The 20,748-nt window shown below is 66.9% G+C and carries 13 protein-coding genes and 2 pseudogenes; 8 read left to right on the top strand and 7 right to left on the bottom strand.

Annotation, left to right across the window (positions count from 1 at the left end; translation table 11 throughout):
* Window positions 1–42 precede the first annotated feature (42 nt).
* The 4 genes from ACGFIS_RS36105 to ACGFIS_RS36090 are packed head-to-tail and all read right to left on the bottom strand — an operon-like array spanning window position 43 to window position 6,926.
* The gene (locus tag ACGFIS_RS36105; RefSeq protein WP_392973867.1) at window positions 43–1,749 is read right to left on the bottom strand and encodes a non-ribosomal peptide synthetase; all 1,707 of its coding nucleotides are present in this window, start codon (window positions 1,747–1,749) and stop codon (window positions 43–45) included.
* Window positions 1,746–3,383, bottom strand: a complete 1,638-nt coding sequence (locus ACGFIS_RS36100; RefSeq protein WP_392973866.1) for a PhpK family radical SAM P-methyltransferase — start codon at window positions 3,381–3,383, stop codon at window positions 1,746–1,748. Before ACGFIS_RS36100 ends, ACGFIS_RS36105 begins: the two co-directional genes overlap by 4 nt.
* A 28-nt stretch (window positions 3,384–3,411) precedes the next feature.
* Window positions 3,412–5,292 carry an alpha/beta fold hydrolase gene (locus ACGFIS_RS36095; protein ID WP_392973865.1) on the bottom strand — a complete coding sequence of 627 codons (1,881 nt, stop codon included), beginning with the start codon at window positions 5,290–5,292 and terminating at the stop codon, window positions 3,412–3,414.
* Window positions 5,289–6,926 carry a condensation domain-containing protein gene (locus ACGFIS_RS36090; RefSeq protein WP_392973877.1) on the bottom strand — a complete coding sequence of 546 codons (1,638 nt, stop codon included), beginning with the start codon at window positions 6,924–6,926 and terminating at the stop codon, window positions 5,289–5,291. The genes ACGFIS_RS36095 and ACGFIS_RS36090 overlap by 4 nt, the downstream gene beginning before the upstream one ends.
* Window positions 6,927–7,343: 417 nt before the next feature.
* On the opposite strand from ACGFIS_RS36090, the gene ACGFIS_RS36085 reads away from it, so the two are divergent.
* The 8 genes and pseudogenes from ACGFIS_RS36085 to ACGFIS_RS36050 form a co-directional block, all read left to right on the top strand.
* Window positions 7,344–9,116: an amino acid adenylation domain-containing protein gene (locus ACGFIS_RS36085; protein ID WP_392973864.1), complete on the top strand. Its 1,773-nt coding sequence runs from the start codon at window positions 7,344–7,346 to the stop codon at window positions 9,114–9,116.
* Window positions 9,117–9,314: 198 nt separating this feature from the next.
* On the top strand, window positions 9,315–10,670 hold the full coding sequence (locus ACGFIS_RS36080; protein ID WP_392973876.1) for an MFS transporter: 1,356 nt from the start codon (window positions 9,315–9,317) through the stop codon (window positions 10,668–10,670).
* A 15-nt stretch (window positions 10,671–10,685) separates the two neighbouring features.
* On the top strand, window positions 10,686–12,032 hold the full coding sequence (locus tag ACGFIS_RS36075) for a condensation domain-containing protein (RefSeq protein WP_392973863.1): 1,347 nt from the start codon (window positions 10,686–10,688) through the stop codon (window positions 12,030–12,032).
* Between the two features lie 147 nt (window positions 12,033–12,179).
* The gene (locus ACGFIS_RS36070; protein ID WP_392973862.1) at window positions 12,180–13,004 is read left to right on the top strand and encodes an SDR family oxidoreductase; all 825 of its coding nucleotides are present in this window, start codon (window positions 12,180–12,182) and stop codon (window positions 13,002–13,004) included.
* Window positions 13,005–13,081: 77 nt separating this feature from the next.
* On the top strand, window positions 13,082–14,317 hold the full coding sequence (locus ACGFIS_RS36065) for a hypothetical protein (RefSeq protein WP_392973861.1): 1,236 nt from the start codon (window positions 13,082–13,084) through the stop codon (window positions 14,315–14,317).
* Window positions 14,318–14,337: 20 nt separating this feature from the next.
* On the top strand, window positions 14,338–15,357 hold the full coding sequence (locus ACGFIS_RS36060; protein WP_392973860.1) for a methyltransferase: 1,020 nt from the start codon (window positions 14,338–14,340) through the stop codon (window positions 15,355–15,357).
* An 814-nt stretch (window positions 15,358–16,171) separates the two neighbouring features.
* Window positions 16,172–17,107, top strand: a pseudogene (locus tag ACGFIS_RS36055) (DUF4238 domain-containing protein).
* Between the two features lie 136 nt (window positions 17,108–17,243).
* A pseudogene (locus tag ACGFIS_RS36050) lies at window positions 17,244–18,527 on the top strand (SulP family inorganic anion transporter); the annotation flags it as partial.
* 140 nt (window positions 18,528–18,667) lie between these two features.
* Here the strand turns inward: ACGFIS_RS36050 and ACGFIS_RS36045 are convergent.
* From ACGFIS_RS36045 to ACGFIS_RS36035, 3 genes are all read right to left on the bottom strand, one after another.
* Complete coding sequence (locus ACGFIS_RS36045) at window positions 18,668–19,219, bottom strand: hypothetical protein (RefSeq protein WP_392973859.1); 552 nt, start codon at window positions 19,217–19,219, stop codon at window positions 18,668–18,670.
* A gap of 245 nt (window positions 19,220–19,464) precedes the next feature.
* Window positions 19,465–19,899 carry an NAD-binding protein gene (locus tag ACGFIS_RS36040; RefSeq protein ID WP_392973858.1) on the bottom strand — a complete coding sequence of 145 codons (435 nt, stop codon included), beginning with the start codon at window positions 19,897–19,899 and terminating at the stop codon, window positions 19,465–19,467.
* Window positions 19,835–20,317, bottom strand: a complete 483-nt coding sequence (locus ACGFIS_RS36035) for an FAD-dependent oxidoreductase (protein ID WP_392973857.1) — start codon at window positions 20,315–20,317, stop codon at window positions 19,835–19,837. The genes ACGFIS_RS36040 and ACGFIS_RS36035 overlap by 65 nt, the downstream gene beginning before the upstream one ends.
* Window positions 20,318–20,748 lie beyond the last annotated feature (431 nt).

The following is a 20,748-nucleotide window of genomic DNA, read 5'->3' as shown; positions in this document are numbered from 1 at the left end:
AGGAGGGGGATGTGACGGGGAGCGGCGGCGGGAGCGCGAAGCTCAGTCCGGTGCGGTCGCCCGCCGTAGAACCTCCGCGAAGTCCCGCAGGCCAGAGTTATCGAAGAGGACTCGCGGGCGGAGGTGGACCCCGAACCGCTCACGGCAGCGGTTGAGGACGCGGGTGACCCCTAATGAGTCACCGCCCAGATCAAAGAAGTCGGCGTCGCCGCTGATCTGAGGCCGAGCGAGGACCTTGGCCCAGATTTCGGCGATCTCGGCTTCCCAGGCGTCCGTGAGCCCGAGGCCGGCGGCCTCGCCGTCGCCGGTCGCCCGAAGCTCCGCGAGCGTGGCGTAGTCGATCTTGCCGTGAGGTGTCAGCGGAAAGGCGGGGAGCGCGATCACAGCCCCGGGCACCAGGTGTCCCGGGAGGATCTCGCGCAGCCGGTCATGCACGATGAGCACCGCCGTCTCCGGCGCCGTCACCACGTACGCGACGAGCGGCTGATCCGGACGGGGCTGCACGACCGCCGCGTTGACGACACCGGGAAGAGCGCGCAGTGCCGCCTCGATCTCGCCCGGTTCGACGCGGTGGCCGCGCACCTTCAGCTGGCGGTCCTTGCGGCGTACGTACTCCAATTCGCCCGTCTCGCAACGACGCACCAGGTCGCCGGTCCGGTACATACGTGAGCCGTCGGCGGCGAACGGGTCCGGCAAGAAGCTGGCAGCGGTACGTGATGGCATCCCCCTATAGCCCCGGGTGACACCCGAGCCGGAGATGAACAACTCCCCCACCTCGCCCTGGGGAACGGGCATGAGGCATTCGTCGAGGACGTGGCACCGCACGCCGGGCAGCGGCGCCCCCAGGAGGGGGCGCTCTCCCATCACTTCGGCCACCGTCGAGTCGACGGTGCATTCAGTGGGTCCGTACAAGTTCCAGGCACGTATGCCCGGGGACCGGGCCAGCTCCCGCCACAGTCCGTCCGGCAGCGGTTCGCCACCGACCAACAGGCGCAACGGTTGCCCCGACTCCGCGAGAGAGTCCTTTAGCTGGATGAGGTGAGAAGGCACGGCATCGAGATCGGTCACCTTGTGGCGGCTCAGGTATCTCGCCATCTCTTCAGGGTCGAGACGCGTGTCCTCATCCAGGAGGACGAGTGTGTCACCGCGGCACAACCGCAGCCACTGCTGTACGGAGGCGTCGAACGAGGCGCTGGCGTTCCAGGCCACCCGAGCATGTCCCACGCCCCGCCACACGGTGCGCTCCAGGCCGTGCAGCAGATGGATCAAGTTGCCGTGGGTGACCTCGACTGCCTTGGGGGCCCCAGTCGTTCCGGACGTGAACAGTACATAGGCTACCTCGTGCGCGAGGAGTGGTTCCGGCGGGATCGCGTCTCCGCGCACTGCCCCGGCAACGTCCACCCCCGGGCATCCTTCCGGCCAGACCGGCGCCTCTCCCCCGCTCACCACCGCTGCCGCGCCCGCACGCTGGACCAGTTCGCGCGACCATTTGGCGGGATGCCGCGGGTCCAGCGGCAGGTAGGCACAACCCGCCCTGAGAACTCCGACGAGCGCGACGACGAGATCGAGACCCCGGGCCAGGTGCAGGCCGACGACGGCCTGCCGAGGCAGTCCGCGCGTCACGAGGCTCCCACTCACTCGACCCGACAGATCGTCGAGTTCGGCATAAGAGAGCGAGCCTGAGGGTCCGACAACGGCGACGCGGTCGGGATGGGCCCGGGCGGCAGCGGCGATGCGGTCGGGAATCATGAAACGTAGGAGAATCGGGCCGGGGCAAGGTCGAGCGCGGCGATCCCCTTGGCGAGTTGGTCGTTGAGGGTGGCGAGCCGGACTGTGTCGGGCCGGGCGCCGTCGCGCTCGCGCATCAAGTCCTGGGAGACCTGAAGCAGCGGGACGAGTTGATCCACGCTGAGGCCCTTGCCGTCGAGGTAGGGCAGGGACCAGAAGTCGAAGTCGTACAAGGGCAGCCACACCGATTCGGTCACCCGGTCGAACATGGTGTCGCACCACTGGGCCGCTTCGCGGGAGTTCATGGTGGCATGCGACCAGTCATAGGCGGCGCCCTGGATACCGTACAGCTCCTTGTTCTTGTAAACCGGCGAGCGCGGGTTGCCCCACCAGGGCTGGGCTCTCCAGAAGGTGGGTGCGGTCTCGTTCACGAAGTTGATGGTGTTCTGCATCGTGCGCTCGTTCTCGCCCGGGAAACCCACGATGATCGAGGCGAACGTGGTGATGTCCCGTTCCTTGAGGCGGGCGATGCCGACGCGATACTGGGAGTCCTGGGCCAGCTTATTCATGTTGGCGAGGATGTCCATGTCGCCGGACTCGATGCCGAGGAACACGCCGCGGCAGCCACTGGCCGCCGCAAGGTCGAACGTCTCCTCGTCGCGGGCGTTGGAGCAGCGGAAGTATGAGTACCAGTTGATACCGAGGTTCTCCTCGATCATCATGCGGCACAGTTCCTTGAAGCGTTTGGGCGGCACGTTGAACGTGTCGTCGACGAACACCAAATTGCGTACGCCGAGTTCCGCCAACGCACGCATTTCCTGGCGCACCGTCTCAACGGAAGCCGTGGTCAGGGCGCCGGCGCGGGTCGGGTAGTCGCAGAAGCTGCACTTGAAGGCGCAGGAGCGGGCGGTGCGGGTCTGCGCGGTGGCACCGATCCGCTCGGAACTGAGCGCCGCCCAGTCGATGGCGTAGGCGTCGAGATCATTGGCCTCGGGCTTACGGCGGTTGCTCACCCAGTCTCCGCCTTCGCGGCAGGTGATGAGGTTCGGCACCTCGCCCAGTGAGCCGCGCGACATGACCGCCCGGCACAACAGCCCCAGGGTGTGCTCTCCCTGAGATTCGCGGACATAGCTGTCCGCACCCATGCCATGAAAAAGGTCCTGCACTTCATCGGTAATGCCGTCCAGGCACAAGTTGTCGATGAGCGGGCCACCGACAACGATATGCGCATCCGGGGCATGGCTCCGGACAAAATCGACGATCGGGATCACCGAGAGGATATTGACATAGAACGTGGTCGTGATGGCGACGACAGAAGGGCCGCCGGACAGCATTTCTGCCAGCCTCTCCCGTTCGGCACCGAACAGCGAAACAGCATCGGCACGCACTTCATGGCGGCGCAGGAAGTTGACCAGGTACAGGCTCGCGAGATTGAAGACTTCACCGACGTGGTAGCGGTCGTTTCGTCCGGTGGTCCGATTACGCAGCGTGCTGAGCATATCCATCCACGGCATCGGACGGCCGTCTATGTCCAGATGCTCTTTGCGGAAGATCTGCCACTCGGGGGATTGAAGACCGCTTCGCTCGCACATAAGCCGGTAGTCATTGAAGTCGCCTTCGTTGTAGCCGATGACGACACAGTCGAGGTTCGGCATCTACGACATGCTCCAAATATCGGTGCGGTCAGTGGGATGCGGTGGCTGCGGCCGCGGCCGGCTCCACAGTCGGAGAGCAGTCCGCCAGAAGGACCGGCTCACCCATGGCGACAAGGATCTTCCGGCTACCGCTGAACGTTTCACGTCCGTGGGCGGAGAGGATGTTGTCGACGAGCATCAGATCGCCCGGCTGCCAGCGTTCCCGCCGGCTGGCGGCCGCGTAGGCGGCGTTGATGGCACGAATCTCCTCTTCGCCCAGCGTTGCACCGTCTCCGTGCGCCGTGTCGAAAGGGATGCCGTCTGCGCCGAAGGTCAGTTCCAATACATCGCGAACCTCCTCCTCCAACGACCAACGGCTCCAGAACGCGGCGTGGTTGAACCACACCTCGTCACCGGTGACCGGGTGCGTGACAACCGCGGAGCGGCGCTGCACCGTGCGCAGCCCGTCCTCGCCCGTCCATATGCAGCCGATCAATTGGTTCGCGCAATACGCCTCGACGTCCTCGCGGTTCTCAGTCCCGAACGACGTGGTCCAGGGCAGCCCGGCGGCGCGATAGTAGTTACGCGTCAGCAGCCAGCCTGTCGCGCGGAACTTTTGCACCAGATCTGCGGGGAGGGCTTGCAGTACCTCGCGAACGTCGGCAACGGTGGTGGCGCCGCCCGCGCTGGGGGCGGCGATACAGGCGAAGATGAGCAGCCCGGGGAAATCGAGGGTATAGCTGTTCTCGTTGTGCAGATGAATGGGCTGGGCGGCTGGCAGATCCGTCGAAGAGAAGATATCCGAGCCGTAGTTGCTGCGTGGCGTCGCCTTCTCTTTGTAGGCGGCACGCTCATCGACCAGAACGTCGCGCAAGGCGGCGAAGGCGTCGGCATCGGTGATGGGGAGGCCGCGGATCAGCAGGTGGCCGTGTCGAAGGAGTTGGGCACGGAGCTCCCGTTTGTGCACGGTCAGCCACTCAGTCGCAGCGACTACATCCGGGAGGTCCGGGACGGGGATGATCGGTGGTTTGCCGATGGCCAATTCGATGGGCAAGGTAACCATGTCGTCTGGCATGGTGGGAGCTCCGCTCGTGGTAAGGCGGGGAACCGAAGGGGCACGAAGCGCTTGTCCGTGTTGATCAGGACGGTGTCGATGGGGAAGGCCAGGTGGAATCCGTGGGCCCAGCCAGCTCCGGAGGGCGGCGGTCACCAACGGCATGTGGTCGTGAACGTAGAAATGGCCGCCACTGAGCAGGTGGACTTCATTGGGGCCGGTGCTCAACTCAGGCCAGCGCTCAACGAGTTCAGCGGGTACGGCCACATCACTGCGGCCTCCAAAGGCGAGCAGGGGACAATCGAGAAGACGCCGCATGGGACCGTAGCGGTAGTGATAGGTGACGGCCATGTCGGTACGGCATGCTTCGATCACCATGTCGAGGAGTTCGGGGTGACCGAGGACGTCGTCGGGCAAACCGCCGCGCTCCCTGAGCTGGGCGAGCACGGTCGCGTCATCAAGTTCCCCCGGGTGGCGCCGCCCCGGACGAAGAGTGTGCGGGGCGGCCGCCGCCGACGGGTAGAAGGCCGCCGCGGACCTGCCGAGCAGTTTGAGCCGCCAGCACACCTCGAACCCGAGGTGGGCGCCGAGGCTGTGACCGAAGATGTGCAGCGGACCGTCGATCTCGCGCAGAACCTCGGCCAGCGGTTGCGCGAGCTGCTCAATCCGGGTGGCGGGCGTCTCGCCGTAGCGGGGGCCGCGCCCCGGGTACTGGGCCGCCACGATTCGGACGTCTTCCGGAAACCAGTGTGCCCATTCTCCGTAACCTTGGGCTGAGCCGCCGGCGTGTGGCAGCAGGACGAGCGTCGCGCGGGGGTTCCGAGGCCGGCGGCGCAGATCCCATAACCAGGCGTCACCGCTACGTTCACCGGTCACCGGCCGTTCCCTTCCGCTCTCGCGACAAGCTCGTCGACCCGTTCAGCGAGCGCGTCGAGCCTGCTGTGCAGAAACACATCCCGGACGCGCACCGTGATACCGGGGCCAAGGCGTTCAGAGAGCCGGTTGGCGACGCGGGTGGCCGCCATGGACGTGCCGCCCAGTTTGAAGAAGACGTCATCAGCGCCGAGGGATCTGCAATTGAGAATGTCCTGCCATACCTCGGCGACGAGGTGTTCGGTGGCTGTCGACAGCATCGCATCGCCGGTCCGCGCGGGCTCTGCGGCGCCCGCGCCGTCCGGTCCGCTCGGCGCACGCCCGCACCGCAGCCCGGCCTGCTCGACAAGCGAGCCGAGCGAAGTGTCCGGCCCGTCGGCTGCGAGGCCGATGAAGCGTACGAAGCTCTCCGCGAAAGCCTCGATCGTGGGCCGATCGAAAAGATCGGTGCGGAAATCGAGATAGCCCCGGCTGCCGGCCCCCGCCGTCGTCAGGTAGAGCGTCAAGTCCTCTTGGACGTAATGACGTTCGGGCTCCAGGTGCTCGACAACCAGGTGTGGAAGGCAAAGGGGCGCTGCGAGTTCCTGGTGGGAGGCGACGGTCACCTGCACCAGCGGGTTGTATCCAGCCTCGCGCGGCGTGGCCAAGTGCTCCAGGAGTAGCTCGAAGGGCAGGGTCTCGTGACGATACGCCTCGATGAGCGCGCCGGCCGTCTCCGCAAGGAACTCGGCGAAGGCATCGGCCGGTCGATACGTGCCGCGCAGCGGCAGGACGTTGACGAAGAAGCCGATCAACGACTCGGTCTCAGGCAGGGAGCGGTTGGCCGTGGTGATGCCGATCACCGTGTCTGACTGGCCTGACCATGCCGCCAGCAGGGCCTGAAACGCCGCGCATTGGAAGGTGAAAAGCGTGGTGCCGTACGCGCTCGCGACCTCGGTTGCACGCTCTACGGTGGGTTTCAGGAGATCGAACTCGACGCGGTCACCGGCGCTCGACCTTACATCATTGCGCGGCCTGTCGGTGGGCAAGGTCAACAGAGGCGGGGCGCCGGCGAGCCTCGACCGCCAGTGGGCAAGGGCCTCGGCGTGCGTCTCAGGATGTTGCGCCTGGCCATCCTGCCACACGGCGAAGTCGGCATACTGAAATGGGAGTCGGTCCAGCTCGGCCAGGTCGGAAAGCGCGATGGGATCGGTCACGCCGGGCAGGTCGATTGCCGCACCGTACAGGGCCGCCAGCTCCCGGTGAAAGATTTCCATCGACCAGCCGTCATTGGCGATGTGGTGGAACACCACACATAGAACGTGCCGGTCCGCGGCCAAGCGGAACAGGCGCGCACGCAGCAGCGGTCCCTGCGCCATGTCGAATGGTATGTCAGCGAATGTCCGTATTCGCGCGGAGAGTTCATGACCGTCGTCCGTCTCCTCTACCCGCAGATCGAGTTCGCTCGGAACGCCGACCACCTGGTGGAGGTCACCGTCGCACAGCGCAAAACCTGTGCGCAGTACTTCGTGACGTGCGAGGACTGCGTTCAACCCGGCGTGCAGGGCGTCTATCTCGAGCCGGCCAGCCAAGCCGTACGTGTGTGCCGCTGCCAGGGATCGGTCCTCGACGCCGCCCACTTCCTGGGCAAGCCACATGCCGCGCTGGGCGTGCGAAGCCGGTAAGAAACTATCTCTGTCAGCCTTGACCAGCTCGGGAACACGTGCCCTTACTCCACTGTGAAGCCACAGTTTAAGCACATCTTCGCTGGATGCGCTTGCGCGCTGGCTACTCATGGAACTCCAAGGTCCTTGAGGTGATTGCGGTCGGCCGCCGCTTCAGACTTTGTCAGAGTACGTGAAGTCCATCTTGACAACAAGTAGTTGATCTCGTTCGGGCGTTCGCGTACCATCCAGACGTTCGAGCAACGTGCGCTCCCGGTGGCGACGGAGCGAAGGTACTCTGCTACCGGGTTCCTTAACACTCGTCTCTGGTCATCGCGCAAGCCGTCCCCTCAGCCTTCTTTTGACACCACGCTCAGTTCGTCATGCCTTATCAGCGCAGAGGAGCGGACAATGGACGGTCCCACCATCCACTTCGATGAACACCTCAACGTCGCCATTACGATGGCAGAGCACGCCAGGAGGCATGCCAATCTCAGGGCTGTGTGGGCCCCGGACGGCACTTTCACATTCGCCGAGCTGAGTCGCCGCGCCGAGGAACTGGCCAACCGGCTCGCCTCGTTCGGTGTGAAGCCCGAAACACCTGTCGGCGTGCATCTGGGGCGCAGCCGCCACCTGGTGACGTCGCTGTTTGCGGTATGGCGGGTAGGAGGCGTGTTCGTACCTCTCGACCCCGCACATCCGACTGGTCGTCTCGCTGCCATCGCCCGCGATGCCGGAGTTGGCGTGCTCGTGGCCGAGAGCGACTCCCCGCTCGTTGCCGAGCTAGGCGTTCGCGTCGTGGACCCCCGGACGGATTTCCCTTCGTCGGCCGGCGGGATGCCGCAGCGGCCCGCGGCCCTTCCGGGCTCCCTCGCCTACATCATGTACACGTCCGGGACCACGGGCGAGCCGAAAGGGGTCGGTGTCACGTATGGAAACGTGGCGAACCTCCTGGCCGCCGTCGCCGAATTGGTCCCGGAAGAAGGCATGGAGGGCGTCAACGTGCTGGCGCCAGGGTTCGATGGCTGGCTTTGGTCGACGCTCATCCCCCTGGCCGGCGGGCGGGGGCTCGTACTCGCAGATCCACGTGAGGGCGTCGACGACCTGTTCACGAAATCACTCGGTGTCGTCACCGCGACGCCCTCCCTACTGGCCACGCTCAAGGTTCCGGAACCGGACGCCGGGCCGTCCACCGTCATCGCCGCGGGCGAGGCCTGCCCTCCGGAACTCGCGAAGCACTGGTCGTCCGGACGTCGCTTCCTCAATGCCTATGGCCCGACCGAGACGACCATTTGCGCGACCTGGGCGGACACCACCGTCGATGACGATCCGGTGACCATCGGGCGGCCGGTCGCCAACTACCGCGTCCACGTGCTGGACCCGGCGCTGCGCGAGGTGGCGGATGGAGAATCGGGCGAATTGTTCATCGCGGGGGCGGGTGTGGGCCGCGGCTATCATGGTCGGCCTGGACTGACCGCCAGCCGCTTCCTACCAGAGCCCTCCGGTAATGGTGGCCGAATGTACCGAACCGGAGACCTGGTACGACGCAGGTCGGACGGTTGTCTGGAGTTCATCGGGCGGATCGATCAGCAGCTCAAGATCCGCGGTTTCCGGGTGGAGCCCGCCGAGGTCGTTCGCGCCGCGGAGGCAGTGCCCGGTGTCGATGCGGCGAGCACGTTCACGATTCCCGGGGGGGACGTTCTGATGCTGGGGCTGGCCGTCGTGGGAACGGCCGTATCGGCAGGGGCGGACGAACCACTCGGCGAAGCCGTTCGCGCCCACCTGGCGGCGGTGCTTCCCGACTACATGGTGCCAACGCGCATCGTCTGCGTTGACGCGCTTCCACTCACGCCCGCCGGCAAGGTGGATGAGAGAGCGCTCGTAGAACTGTGCCAGGCGCACGGCGCCCAAGATGACGCGTCGGGCACAGCCCCGGCGACCGACTCCGAGGTTCTCGTCGCCGAAGTGTGGTCGACCGTCCTGGAGCGGCCTGTCAACTCGGTCGAGGCCAACTTCTTCGAACTAGGTGGCCATTCGCTACGGGCCACCAGGGCCATCTCCACGCTGCGGGCAGGGACGGGGCTTCGCCTGACAATGCGGCACCTGTTCGCCCAGCCGACCGTGGCAGCCTTCGCCCGCCAGATCGACCAACTGGCCGAGGCCAAGCGCGCCGCCGGCGCCTGAGCAGCGGGGACGGACTTGGACCACCTCACCCGGCGCCGCCCGACCGGGCCGCGTCCCACAGCGGTCACCGGTTCCGCCCGCCTCATTCAGGGAACGCGCGTCGGCCGATGGCATCTGGATCGCCTGCGGACGCCGCCAATCCGCAGTGTCCATGGCGGTCAGATCCGTGGACGCTACTTCACGTTCCGAGTCCATCCCATGCAGGGGACGGTGCGGCCTGACGCTCTCAACAGGCCGGGTCCGCCGCGCCCGTGTCTCAATCAGCGGAGATCTGCCATCGGTAACATCGAACACCGCGGCGGGAGCCCGACGGCTTCTGCCATTGCCGAGCCGCGTCCCGCCTCCGCGCGCCCCCGGCTGCCGCGCACCTACCTCATTTGGTTGACGAGTGCGCTCGCCTCCTTCATGGGCAACTCGGTGCTCTACTTCGCGCTCGGCTGGTCCGCGACCGCGTACGGGGGCGCTGTGGCGGGCCTTGTGCTCACCGCGATCAACCTGCCGCGCGCGGCCCTGCTGCTCGTGGGCGGGGCGGTCGGCGACCAGCTCGGGGCGCGCCGCGTGATGATTAGCGGTGACGCGGTGATGTTCGTCGCGTCCCTTCTGCTGGCCGCCCTGGCGTACCGCCTGGGAGCCGAACCGTGGCTTTTGATCGCCACGGGTGTCCTGATCGGCATCGTGGACGCCTTCTATCTGCCCGCTTCAGGGTCGATGCCGCGCCGCATCGTCGGCAAGGACGGGCTGCCCCGCGCGCTTGCCCTACGCCAAATCGGGACTCAGGTCGTCACCATGGGCGGAGGGCCGCTGGGTGGTGTCCTTGTCGCGCTCGTAAGCCTCGCCGGGGTCGCGCTCGTCGACGCGGTCACCTTCGCGCTCGTCCTCATCGTGCTCATCGCGATCAAGCCGAGTCAGGACGTACCGGCGAGCGGCTCCAAGCAGCCCGTCCTGCGGCAGATCGCGGACGGCGTGCGCGTTGGATTCGGTGACGCGGTGCTCCGGCCCGGTCTGCTGCTCATTGGCGCGGCGGCTGGGTTCCTGCTGCCCGTCATGCCGCTCCTGCTGCCACTGCTCGCCCGTGACCAGGACTGGGGCGCGGGGGCCACCGGTCTCGTCGTGGGAGCCCAGGGGATCGGGATGGTCGCGATCACGCTCGGCGTCCTGCGGCGTGGCCCCCTCGGCCGGCCCGGGCTTCTGGCGGCTTTCGGCTTGATGACGGCGGGGGCGGGCGTCCTGGCGCTCGCCCTGGTGCCCAGTTCGAACGCGGCGCTCGCCGCGGGTCTGGTGGTCGGGCTCGGCAACGGGCTGTTCTCCTCGCACATCAGCCCGCTGATCATGACGGTGACGCCGGATTCTCATCTGTCCCGGATCCAGGCCCTGCTGACGCTTGTGCAGAGCCTCCCGCTGCTCCTCATGAACAACGTCCTCGGCAATCTCGCGGGTCAGGCGGGCGTCACGGTCACCGTTGCCGTGTGCGCGATCGCAGCGTCCATTACCGGGCTGCTCGCACTGGTCTCAAGGCCGCTCCGTACCACCCGGGTCGGCCTCGATCCAGCGTAGAACGGACCACGACGCATGCCTCAATCCGACCACCCACCGGTTGCCCAACGCGTACCGCTGTCGGCTGGACAGGAGCGCTTATGGGTCCTGGACCAGATGGTGCCCGAAGGCACGTACAACGTTACCGAATGCTTCCGGCTAGTAGGAAAAGTGGACGAATCCGCGCTGTGTCGTGCCGCGGAGGCATTGGTCGCACGGCACGAGGCCCTCCGCACCGGCGTGGACGACGAGACCGGGACGCCCGAGGGGCGGCTCTTCGCGCCGCACATGGTGAATGTCGATGTCATGTCCCAGGTGGCCGCGGACGACGAAGAGTTGCAGAGGCTCCTCACTGCCGCCGCGCTACAGCCATTCGACTTGCGGGACGGGCCATTGCTGCGGGTGGCGCACTTCAGGCAATCACATGCACCAGATGGACACGTCATCCTTCTCGTCCTGCACCACATTTCTGTGGACGGCTGGTCAGGCGCAATTCTCCGACGCGAGTTCTGGACGCTGTATGATGACTTCGCGGCTGGTCGAGCACCCCGGCTTCTCCCGCTGAGTGCCACTTACGCCGAATACGTGACATCGCAGCGAAGATGGCTGGACGGCGACGAGGCCAAAGAACAACTCGCGTACTGGCGCGAGCGTTTGGCCCGACCGCCGGAGCTTCTCTCCTTCGCCGGTGGCGTCGCCGGGACACCGGAACCCCGGCGCACGGACGTCATCACTTTCGCACTGCCCGCCGACGCCGTTCGTGCGGTCCGGGAGGCGGGCCCCACCTTCGGGACCACCGCTTTCGTGGTGCTGCTCGCTGGATTCGCGGCGGCGCTCACCCGGGTCACCGAGGCGGACGAGTTCATCGTCGGCACGCCAGTGACCGACCGGCCGTCAGTCGCCTTGGAAGGTGTCATCGGCTCGTTCGACAACACCGTGTTGCTGCGGATCGCCCCGGCGGAGTCATTCAGCATACGAGAGTTCGTGGAACATGTGCGCACCGTCACCCTGGACGCTTTCTTCAACAAGGAAATCCCTTTTCAGCACGTAGTGCGCGCGCTGGCTCCCGTTCGAGAACGTGGCGGCACGGCACCGCCACTGTGCAACGTGGCATTCTCAGTAGAGGAGACATCCGAGGAGCGGTGGTCAGTGCATGGCGCCCAAGTGATGCCGCATTCCTGGATATTCCGGCCGCCCGCCCGCTTCGACCTGACACTCATGGCAGAACTCGGTGGAGACACGATCACCGGCCACCTATATCTGGATCCCGACTACGTACCGCGTCCCGCAGCCGAACGTCTCGCTCGTGCCACCACTGACGCACTCACGCAACTTAGTGGTCAGCCTGACTCACTGCTGAGGGTCAGAGAGAACGGGGCGTAATCGAATCCACGCCATTCGATACTCGCGTGACCCGGATCATACCTGTGGGGCCCGAAAACCGTCAGTACGGAACATCATCAAAAGGCCCTTCGCCGATCCCTCTGCTGCCGATACCGCTCCAAGGTTGAAACGAAAAGAGATCGATACATGCGCCTGACCGGCAAACGGGTCCTGATCACCGGTGCCGCGCGCGGCATCGGCCGCGCCATCGCCATCGCCTACGCCAGTGAGGGGGCCGACCTTGTGCTCCTCGACGTGGGCGATGATATCAATGGATGCCCCTACCCCTTAGGCACCGCGAGCCAATTGAGTACGACTGCCCACGTCTGCCGGGAGGCTGGGGCGTCTGTGGCCGAATGCCTCGGTGACGTACGTAATAGCGGACATCTACGCGCGGCCACCCGAACGGCGCTCGATCGCTTCGGCGGCATCGACATCCTGATCAACAACGCGGGCATCGCCGCCCCGTCCGGCCGTCCGGCACATGACGTCTCCGACGAAGAATGGGAGCTGATGTTGGACATTAACCTGTCGGGGTCATGGCGTGCCCTGCGCGAAGTAATCCCCACCATGATCACCCAGGGCTCCGGGAGTGTCGTCAACATATCCTCAACCGCAGGAATGGTCGGTTACCGCTACTTCCCCGCATACGTCACCGCGAAGCACGGCCTCATCGGCCTCACTCGCGCCGCGGCTCTGGACTACGCCCCACTCGGTATCCGTGTCAACGCCCTGTGCCCGGGTTCGGTACGAGACGACCCGCTCCTGGAGGGGCGGATGCTGTTCGAAATCGCTCGTTGCCTGGCTGTGCCTACGGTGGACCATGAGCGGACATTCGCTGGGGCCCAACCGACGAACCGCCTGGTCGAGGCGAATGACGTGGCTACGACAGCGGTGTGGCTCGGGAGCGACGACGCGCGGCAGGTGACGGGAGCGGTCATACCGGTGGACGGAGGATTCACAGTCCGTTGATCGACACTCCGGCGGCGACTAATCGATTTTAGCGCGAAGGTTTTCTCGGAAATGATTTTCGATGGCTGGAGAGAATCGTGAATGACGTCACAAAAATAGGTGTCGGAGGATCGCGTGCGTCGGTGGTAAACGCCGCTCATCAAGACGTGTCGGGAGAACGCGCGCTACGCAATCTGAACCGCTGGCGGGAAGGGCACGGCGCTTTCCCCTACGACGCGGTCATTTCCCATTACCAGGCCGTCGGGCGGACGCAGGCCGACTGCAGGCTCGTCGCGGCGTTGCGCGACGCCCACGCGTGGCTTAGCGGCCCCGCCGATCCCTCCGACGCCCCCTGGTGGCTGACGACCTGGCTGCCCAGCACGTTCGACCAGGATGATGGCGACTACAACTCCTACCTGGGCACCGAGCTGCTTGAGGGGGTCGCGGGCGCACGGATCGACACACTCATCATCACGCTGATCGCCGAGCTCCTGGCGACCGAGGCGGCGGCCCTGAGCCACGTCCCCGATCACCGGGCACAACATGGCCGCACTCAGGCCTGCCTGCACGCACTGACGAGATCCGCGCGGCTCGCGCCCGATGCGCCGGAGGTGACCCAGCGCAAGCCTGGCGGGGCGAACGGCGCGGACTTCGTGACGTACTGCCGGGAACAGGCGGGGAGGGCGCTGGCGGCCGTGCCCTCCGCGCACCTGCGCGCGGCCAATCTTGCCATGCTCCCCACCACACGCCTGCATGACGAGCACATGTTCATCCGAAGCATCCAGATCTTCGAAATGCTGTATCGCCAGGTGGTCGGCCATCTCACCCGCGCCACCCGCGCCCTGGAACTGGATGACGCCGAGCTCGCCAAGTCCGAGATCGCCGAGGCGGCGGATCGGCTCGAGTCGACCGCCGCCCTGTATCGCGTGGTGACCACGATGCCGAAGAAGACCTTCGCCGTGATCCGCGAATACACCTCGGGACGCAGTGCCATCCAGTCCAAGGCCTACCGTGAGGTGGAACTACGGAGCGCCACCCGCTTACCCCATCCACACGCCGACAAGCTTCCGGCCCTCGACATCCCCGGCCCCACGCTCCAGGACGCGTTCATCGCAGCGGCCGACCGGGTACCGAGCGAGAGGCTCACCGACGTCGCGGCCCAGCTGGCCAGGATGGACGGGGCCTGGAGGGGGATGAAGCGCACGCACTGGGGGATCACGCTCAAGATCATCGGGGTGACTCCAGGGACCGGTGGGACCGCCGGCGCCGACTATCTCAAGACCACTGTTGACACGCCGCTCTTTCCGGCCCTGACCACGCCGACCCGCGGATGAGCCGGGGAGGGACCGGACCGATGACCGACCCGAACACCGCCGTGCGCAGGATGATCATGGGCTTCATCGTCTCGCAGGCGATCCACGCGGTGTGCGAGATGGAGATCCCCGAACGGTTGGCCGCCGGACCTGCAACGGCGGCGACGCTGGCCGCGGACACCGGCACTGACGCCGACGCGCTACGCCGGTTCCTGCGGGTGCTCGCCGCCGAGGGGCTGTTCACACAGGAATCGGGGGACGCCTTCGCGCTAACTCCGCAGGGTCGGTTGCTATGCGCGGAGGAGCCGGGATCGCTGCGCCACTTCGCCGAACTCATGTCGGGTGAGGCGTACGTGGCCTGGTCACGTGCCGCGCATTCGCTGCGCACGGGTGAGGCGGCCTTCGACGTGGTGTACGGCAGCCCGTATTTCGACTGGCTGGCCGGGCACCCGGAGGCGGCCAGGTCGTTCAACCGAGCCCAGGCCGGGCTGGTGGAGCTGCGCCTCTTGCCGCTGCTCGAGTGGTCGTGGGGCAGCGCCGGCACGGTGGTGGACGTCGGCGGCGGGAACGGCGTGCTCATGTCGGTGCTGCTCGCGGCCCGGCCCGAGCTCCAGGGAGTCGTCTTCGATTTGCCGCACGTTGTGGACAAGGCTTCGCGGACACTGGAGGAGGCGGGCCTCGGCCATCGGGTGTGCTGCGTCGGCGGAGACTTCTTCGCCGGCGTGGCGGAGGGGGGAGATGTCTACGTACTCGCCCAGATCCTGCACGACTGGGCGGACGACGAGGCGGTGGCCATCCTCCAGCGCTGCCGTGAGGCGATGTCCGCGGACGGCGTTTTGCTACTGCTGGAACAGGTCGTGCCCGACGACGGCGGCCCGCATCCGGCGAAGCTGCTTGACCTACACATGCTGGTACTCCTAGGTGGCCGGGAACGCACCGCCGATGAATGGACAAGGTTGCTGGGCCGCGGCGGCTTTGCTCTCACCGCGGCCACACCGGGGCCGCGGTCCACGCTGATCGAAGCACGGCCACTGCACCATGGAGTCACTCCCGGAAGCTGATCCGCCGGCGACCCCAGCAGATCGGCGACGGCCCGGTCCCGTCCGAAGAACCACCGCGCGCCCCGCTCCCGAAACGACGCCAGCCCGGAGTAAGGGCAGGTGCCGGCGGCCGGACCGACCGCGAGCGCGAACAGCGTGCAACCCACACCATCACCGAACCTCCCGGGCAGACGGTGAACGTGTTGGGTGTGGCGGAGGCGTTATGGGCCAAAGGCCCGTTCGCCGCCGAGCGCATCGCCCGCGCCATCCCCGACCGCTATAACAAGAGGGCGGTGCTGGCGGATATCGCTTGGGCCCGTTTCCGACTTGCGTACGCGTCGGTGACCATCGAGTCACGCTAGGGCGGGTCCCGTCCTTGCCGCCGCAAGCGGCCGGTGGGCGTCGGCTCGGCTTCGCCGGAGGTGCACCTGAGATAGGTGAAGGGGTTTGCCTCGGCCCAGCTCTGGCCGGTGATGCGGTAGTGATGTGCGGCTTCGCTGTCGAGGTGGTAGGGGCCTTGGTCACCACCCATTCAACCCACACCATCGGGTTGGTCTCGTCACCGCGTGCATTGTCGTGACGCGCGTATTGGTGTTCCTCGCGGCCCTCGCGAAGTTCCGCTTGCATGACCTGAAGGTGCTCCAGCAGTTCGGCCGCCCGGGCGATTTTGGCGATGATGCCGTCGTCGTACTCGTCCTTCGTCACATCGAGGACGCTAACCACCGAGAGAGCCCGAAACCCTCGGAATTGGAGGATTCGCTCGGACGCGGGCAGCGTGTCGGTGGGGCGTCCTAGCCTGACCTTTGCCGGATAGGCCGGTGTTGAGGGGGGAGGCGTGCCGGAGCAGGCAAAGCGCCATCACGTCGTGTCGAAGTTTTACTTGCGGTACTTCGCCGACGAGCGTGACCGGGTCACAACGGTCATGCTGCCGGGTAACCGCACCTTCACCCAGAACATCGCCAACGCCTCGGTACAGACCAACTTCTACACGGTCATCGACAACGACGGGCACCAGTCCGACCTCGCGGAACAAGCCCTCTCCCAGATCGAGACACTCGCCGCCGCCGCGTAGTGCGAACTCGCCACCGGAGTGTGGCCGCTCGCCGAGGGGCACCGGGTCGCCATGGCCGCATGGTTGGCGCTGCAACTCCTGCGCGGTGACGGGGTGAGGGACTCCATGAGCGAGATCGCAACCCACGCGCTCCTCCTCGAAACGATCAGCGGCGGCCGCCAGCGGGTGCGCGAGGCCCTCGCCGCCGCGGACGAACCGGCCGACGACGACACCGTCGACCGCGAATGGGTCGACCTCTTCAAGAACCCGCTCCGCGCGCGGGTCCACGCGAACCACCACGTGCAGCACCTGGCGCAGTTGCTGCCCCGCGTCACGCAGTCACTTCTAGACCGCTCCTGGGTGCTCACCGTGTTCCAGCGGAAGACCCTCGCGACCAGCGACCATCCCGTGTTCGTCGTCCCGAACGCCGACGCGACCCGGATGGGCTTGGGGACCGGTGTCGAGAACGCGACCGTCCTCCATGCGCCACTGACCCGCCGCCACTCGCTGGCGATGTACCTACCGTCCGCCGTGCCGCCCGAGATATCGCCCCACGGGCGTGACATCCGTGTTGCCGGGGTCGCCGCAGTGGCGCTGTACAGCAACTCGTGCACGGTCAACAGCGCCCGCCGGTTCCTGTTCCACCACCCGAAGGACACGCCCCTGACCGGGTTCGATCTCCCGCACCCCCGCACCCCCGCGACCGTGAGGTCGCCGTGACCGCCCAACTGTGGGGCTGGATCCCGGAGGATGACCGGCAGGTGTTGCTCGATGCCGGGTTCGGGCCCGAGGACCTCGACGCCCTCCTCGAATAGAGAGTGTCTCCAGTTGGCCGACGCCTCCCGTGGCGAACTGTATGGCTGGCGTTCCTCCCAGCGACGGACGTGACGGTGCACGATACCTGGCACACGGCGGGACTGCGACCGAGTGTGTCACACGAGTGGGAGGTCGCCGGGAAGCGCTGGCCGACCCGGTCGTCGCGCTCGCGCTGATCCCGAGGCCATTTCCTTCTCGATCATCGCCGGGGTGGACCCGAGGATCGGCCTGTTCGCCTCGTTCACCATGGCCGTCACGATCGCGATCGTCGGCGGACGGCCCGCGATGATCTCGGCGGCGACCGGCGCGGTCGCCCTGGTCGTGGCGCCCATCGCGCGCGAGCACGGCATCGGCCATCTGGTCGCGACCGTCATCCTCGCCGGGATCTTCCAGATCGTCCTCGGGGCGCTGGGCGTGGGCCCGGCTGATGCGGTTCGTGCCGCGCAGCGTGATGGTCGGGTTCGTCAACGCCCTGGCCATCCTGATCTTCCTGGCCCAGGTCCCCGAACTGAGCGACGTGCCCTGGCCGGTCTACCCGCTCGTCGGCGCCGGGCTGGCGCTGATGATCCTCTTCCCGCGGATCACCAATCTCGTCCCGGCGCCGCTGGTGTCGATCGTCGTCCTCACCGTCATCACCGTCGCCGCGGGAATCGCCGTGCCGACCGTCGGGGACAAGGGCGCGCTGCCGTCGTCGCTGCCCGCCCTGGGCGTCCCGGACGTCCCGCTCACCCTGGGCACCTTCACCCTCATCGCGCCGTATGCGCTGGCGTTCGCGCTGGTCGGGTTGATGGAGTCGCTGATGACGGCCAAGCTCGTCGACGACATCACCGACACCCACTCGGGCAAGACCCGCGAGTCCGTCGGGCAGGGCATCGCCAACATCGTCACCGGGCTGTTCGGCGGCATGGGCGGCTGCGCGATGATCGGCCAGACCATGATCAACGTCCGCGCCGGCGCCCGGACCCGGCTGTCGACCTTCCTGGCCGGTGCGTTCCTGATGACCCTGTGCGTCGCCGTCGGCCCGCTCGTCTCCGACATCCCGATGGCCGCCCTGGTCGCGGTCATGATCCTGGTCTCGGTCGGCACCTTCGACTGGCACTCGGTCCGGCCGTCCACCCTCAAGCGGATGCCGCTCGGCGAGACCCTCGTCATGCTGGTCACCGTCGCCGCGGTGGTCGCCACCCACAACCTGGCCATCGGCGTGGTCGCCGACTCGATCACCGCCCTGGTCATCTTCGCCCGCCGCGTCGCGCACCTGGTCAACGTGTCCGCGGTCACCGACCCCGACGGCGGCCAGGTCGTCTACGCCGTCACCGGCGAACTCACCGCAAACCACTGACCAGGGCCTGGCCGAGTCAGGGATCGCGACAACGCTCCTAACCGGGAGGACGAACGCACCAGGGCAGCGCCCGTCTGGGCACGGCCCCGGTCACTCGGGCTTCCAGTCCGTTCTACGGTTGCTTGCTACGCGTTCGCCGCTGCCGGAATCGGCAGGCCCGCCGCCAGGCCAACCAGTCTCAGGTCCACGACCGGCTGCAACGGCGACGGCTTCCAACCCGTCGCCTCCTGAAACCAGCCGCCCTTGTCACACCGGCCGGGCCGCCACGCGTAATCCTGCACGGGTAGGCGCAACCAGTTGATCCGCTCCCCGGACCCGTCCGTCTTCACCGGCACCGTGTAGAAGGTCAGGAAGTCCTCCCGATCACCGGTGAACGGCGCGCCCTCCAGGTGTCCGGCACCGCCCCCGTCACCAAGCACGAACCAGTGGATCGGGACAACACCAGGCCCGTTCTCGTCATCGGACATGATCTTGTTGCCATACTTTCGCCAGTACAGGCCCCACAACTCGGCCGCCGTCGCGTCCTCAGGGGTGTAGTCGTCGCTGAACGCTTCGTCCTGCACCTCCCAGGTGAGCTGCAGTTGCACACCCTTCCACGCGGTCTCCCCCTCGCGGAGGCGGTAGGCCCAACGGACGTCCTCGGCATAGGGGCCCTTCGCCCCAGTCTGAATATTCATCCCTGAGGTCTATCGCACCTCAGGCTCACCCGCACCCGGATTCGGCACGGACGAGCCGCTCCGCGTGGCGGCCCAGCAACGACATCGTCCAGGCCAAGATCCGCCCCCACTCTGATGCGGGGTCCAGTGCTGACCGGAGTCTTGGCGGCGCTGGGCGATCTCGGTGTCCAGCGCGGCGGCGAACTCGCAGGGCTGCTAAAGCTCCTCGGCAAGCCGGGACGCCTCTAGATACAATTCCGTGCGTTCTAGCGGGTGATCGCGTTGGTCGGTGACCACGGGGTCCTCCAAGATCTGCAGCCAGGGCATGCTGGCCACCGCTGCGGCCCTCCACCAGGTGTCCCTGCTCGGCGAGCACGGCTTGTCGCCGGCCGAAGCCGTCGCCCCAGGGCATGGCCGGGCACAGCACCGGCGTCCTCGTGGCCCGCCGGCGGTATCCCGCCGGAGCCGAGGTCGGCGGCGGTGACGCAGGCCCTGGTGTGGACGATGACGCCCTCCCGCGCGAACACTTCCTCCGCGATGACACCGGACGCGTCGGGATCCTCCTGCGGGAGCAGCCGGGCGGCCGACTCCACGTCGGTGACCTCCACACCGAGGCGTCCGGACGCCTGGGCCAGCTCACACCCGGTCGTCCCGCCCCCGAGGCCGACTAGCGATCGCGGCGCCTCGTCCAGATCGAACACGGTCGCTGGTCAGGTAGGACAAACCGGTCAGCCCGTGCACCGGCGGCACCGCCGGACGCGCGCCGGTGGCGATCACACAAGGACCAGCCCGCAATCCACGCTCGCCGACGTGTAGGAACACCGCCCGTCCGGACACGACGTCGATCCCCTCGCCACGCGGGACCTCGGCAGTGTCGGTGACCGCGATCAGACGGACGGCGTCCCACACGGCCGCCATGACCTCGCCGAACGACGCGCCCCGCCCGGCGTGCTTGATCAGCGTCTTGGACGGAACGCACCCAGTGAACGTGCAGTCCCCGCCGATCGGGCCGTCCGCGATCAGCAGCGCGCGGGCGCCGAGCCCGGCCCCGGTGCGCTCCGGCCAGCCCGGCGGCACCGCCCCGAGTACGACCAGATCATGGTCCCGTTCCGACGACACCTGTCTAGGACGCGACGGCATCAAGCCGTCCGCCACGGCCAGCCTGTTTGACCAGCCGTCCCCAGCGCTCGCTGCGCCCGAACTGGCTGCCGATCGCCTTCCCCGGCGGTAGTTCCCCCGCTGGCGTGCGGTGGGCCACCGCCCACTGCCACGCTCGCCGCTGGATGCCCACATCTCCGGCCCTGTCCAAATGAGACGAGGGTCGCTGTGACCCCGCGCCATCAACCGCATCACACTGTTTGAGCCGCGCTGAAGAGTGCCTGAGGTCCAAGACCTGATCGGTATGAGACTTCTCTGAGGTCTCGGGCCAAGAGGCTGGACTCCTCAGAGTCTCCTCTGAGTGCGTGTTTGAGAAGGATCTTGTTATTGGTATGTGAGGGGGCGTGGGCCTTGGCGGACGGCGGGTTGGCCGCCACGGGCCAGGCGGCGGG

Source organism: Spirillospora sp. NPDC048824 (assembly GCF_043198455.1).
Classification (GTDB): Bacteria; Actinomycetota; Actinomycetes; order Streptosporangiales; family Streptosporangiaceae; genus Spirillospora.
The sequence above is the reverse complement of the archived record's forward strand: the minus strand, read 5'-3'. Positions and strand labels throughout refer to the sequence as shown.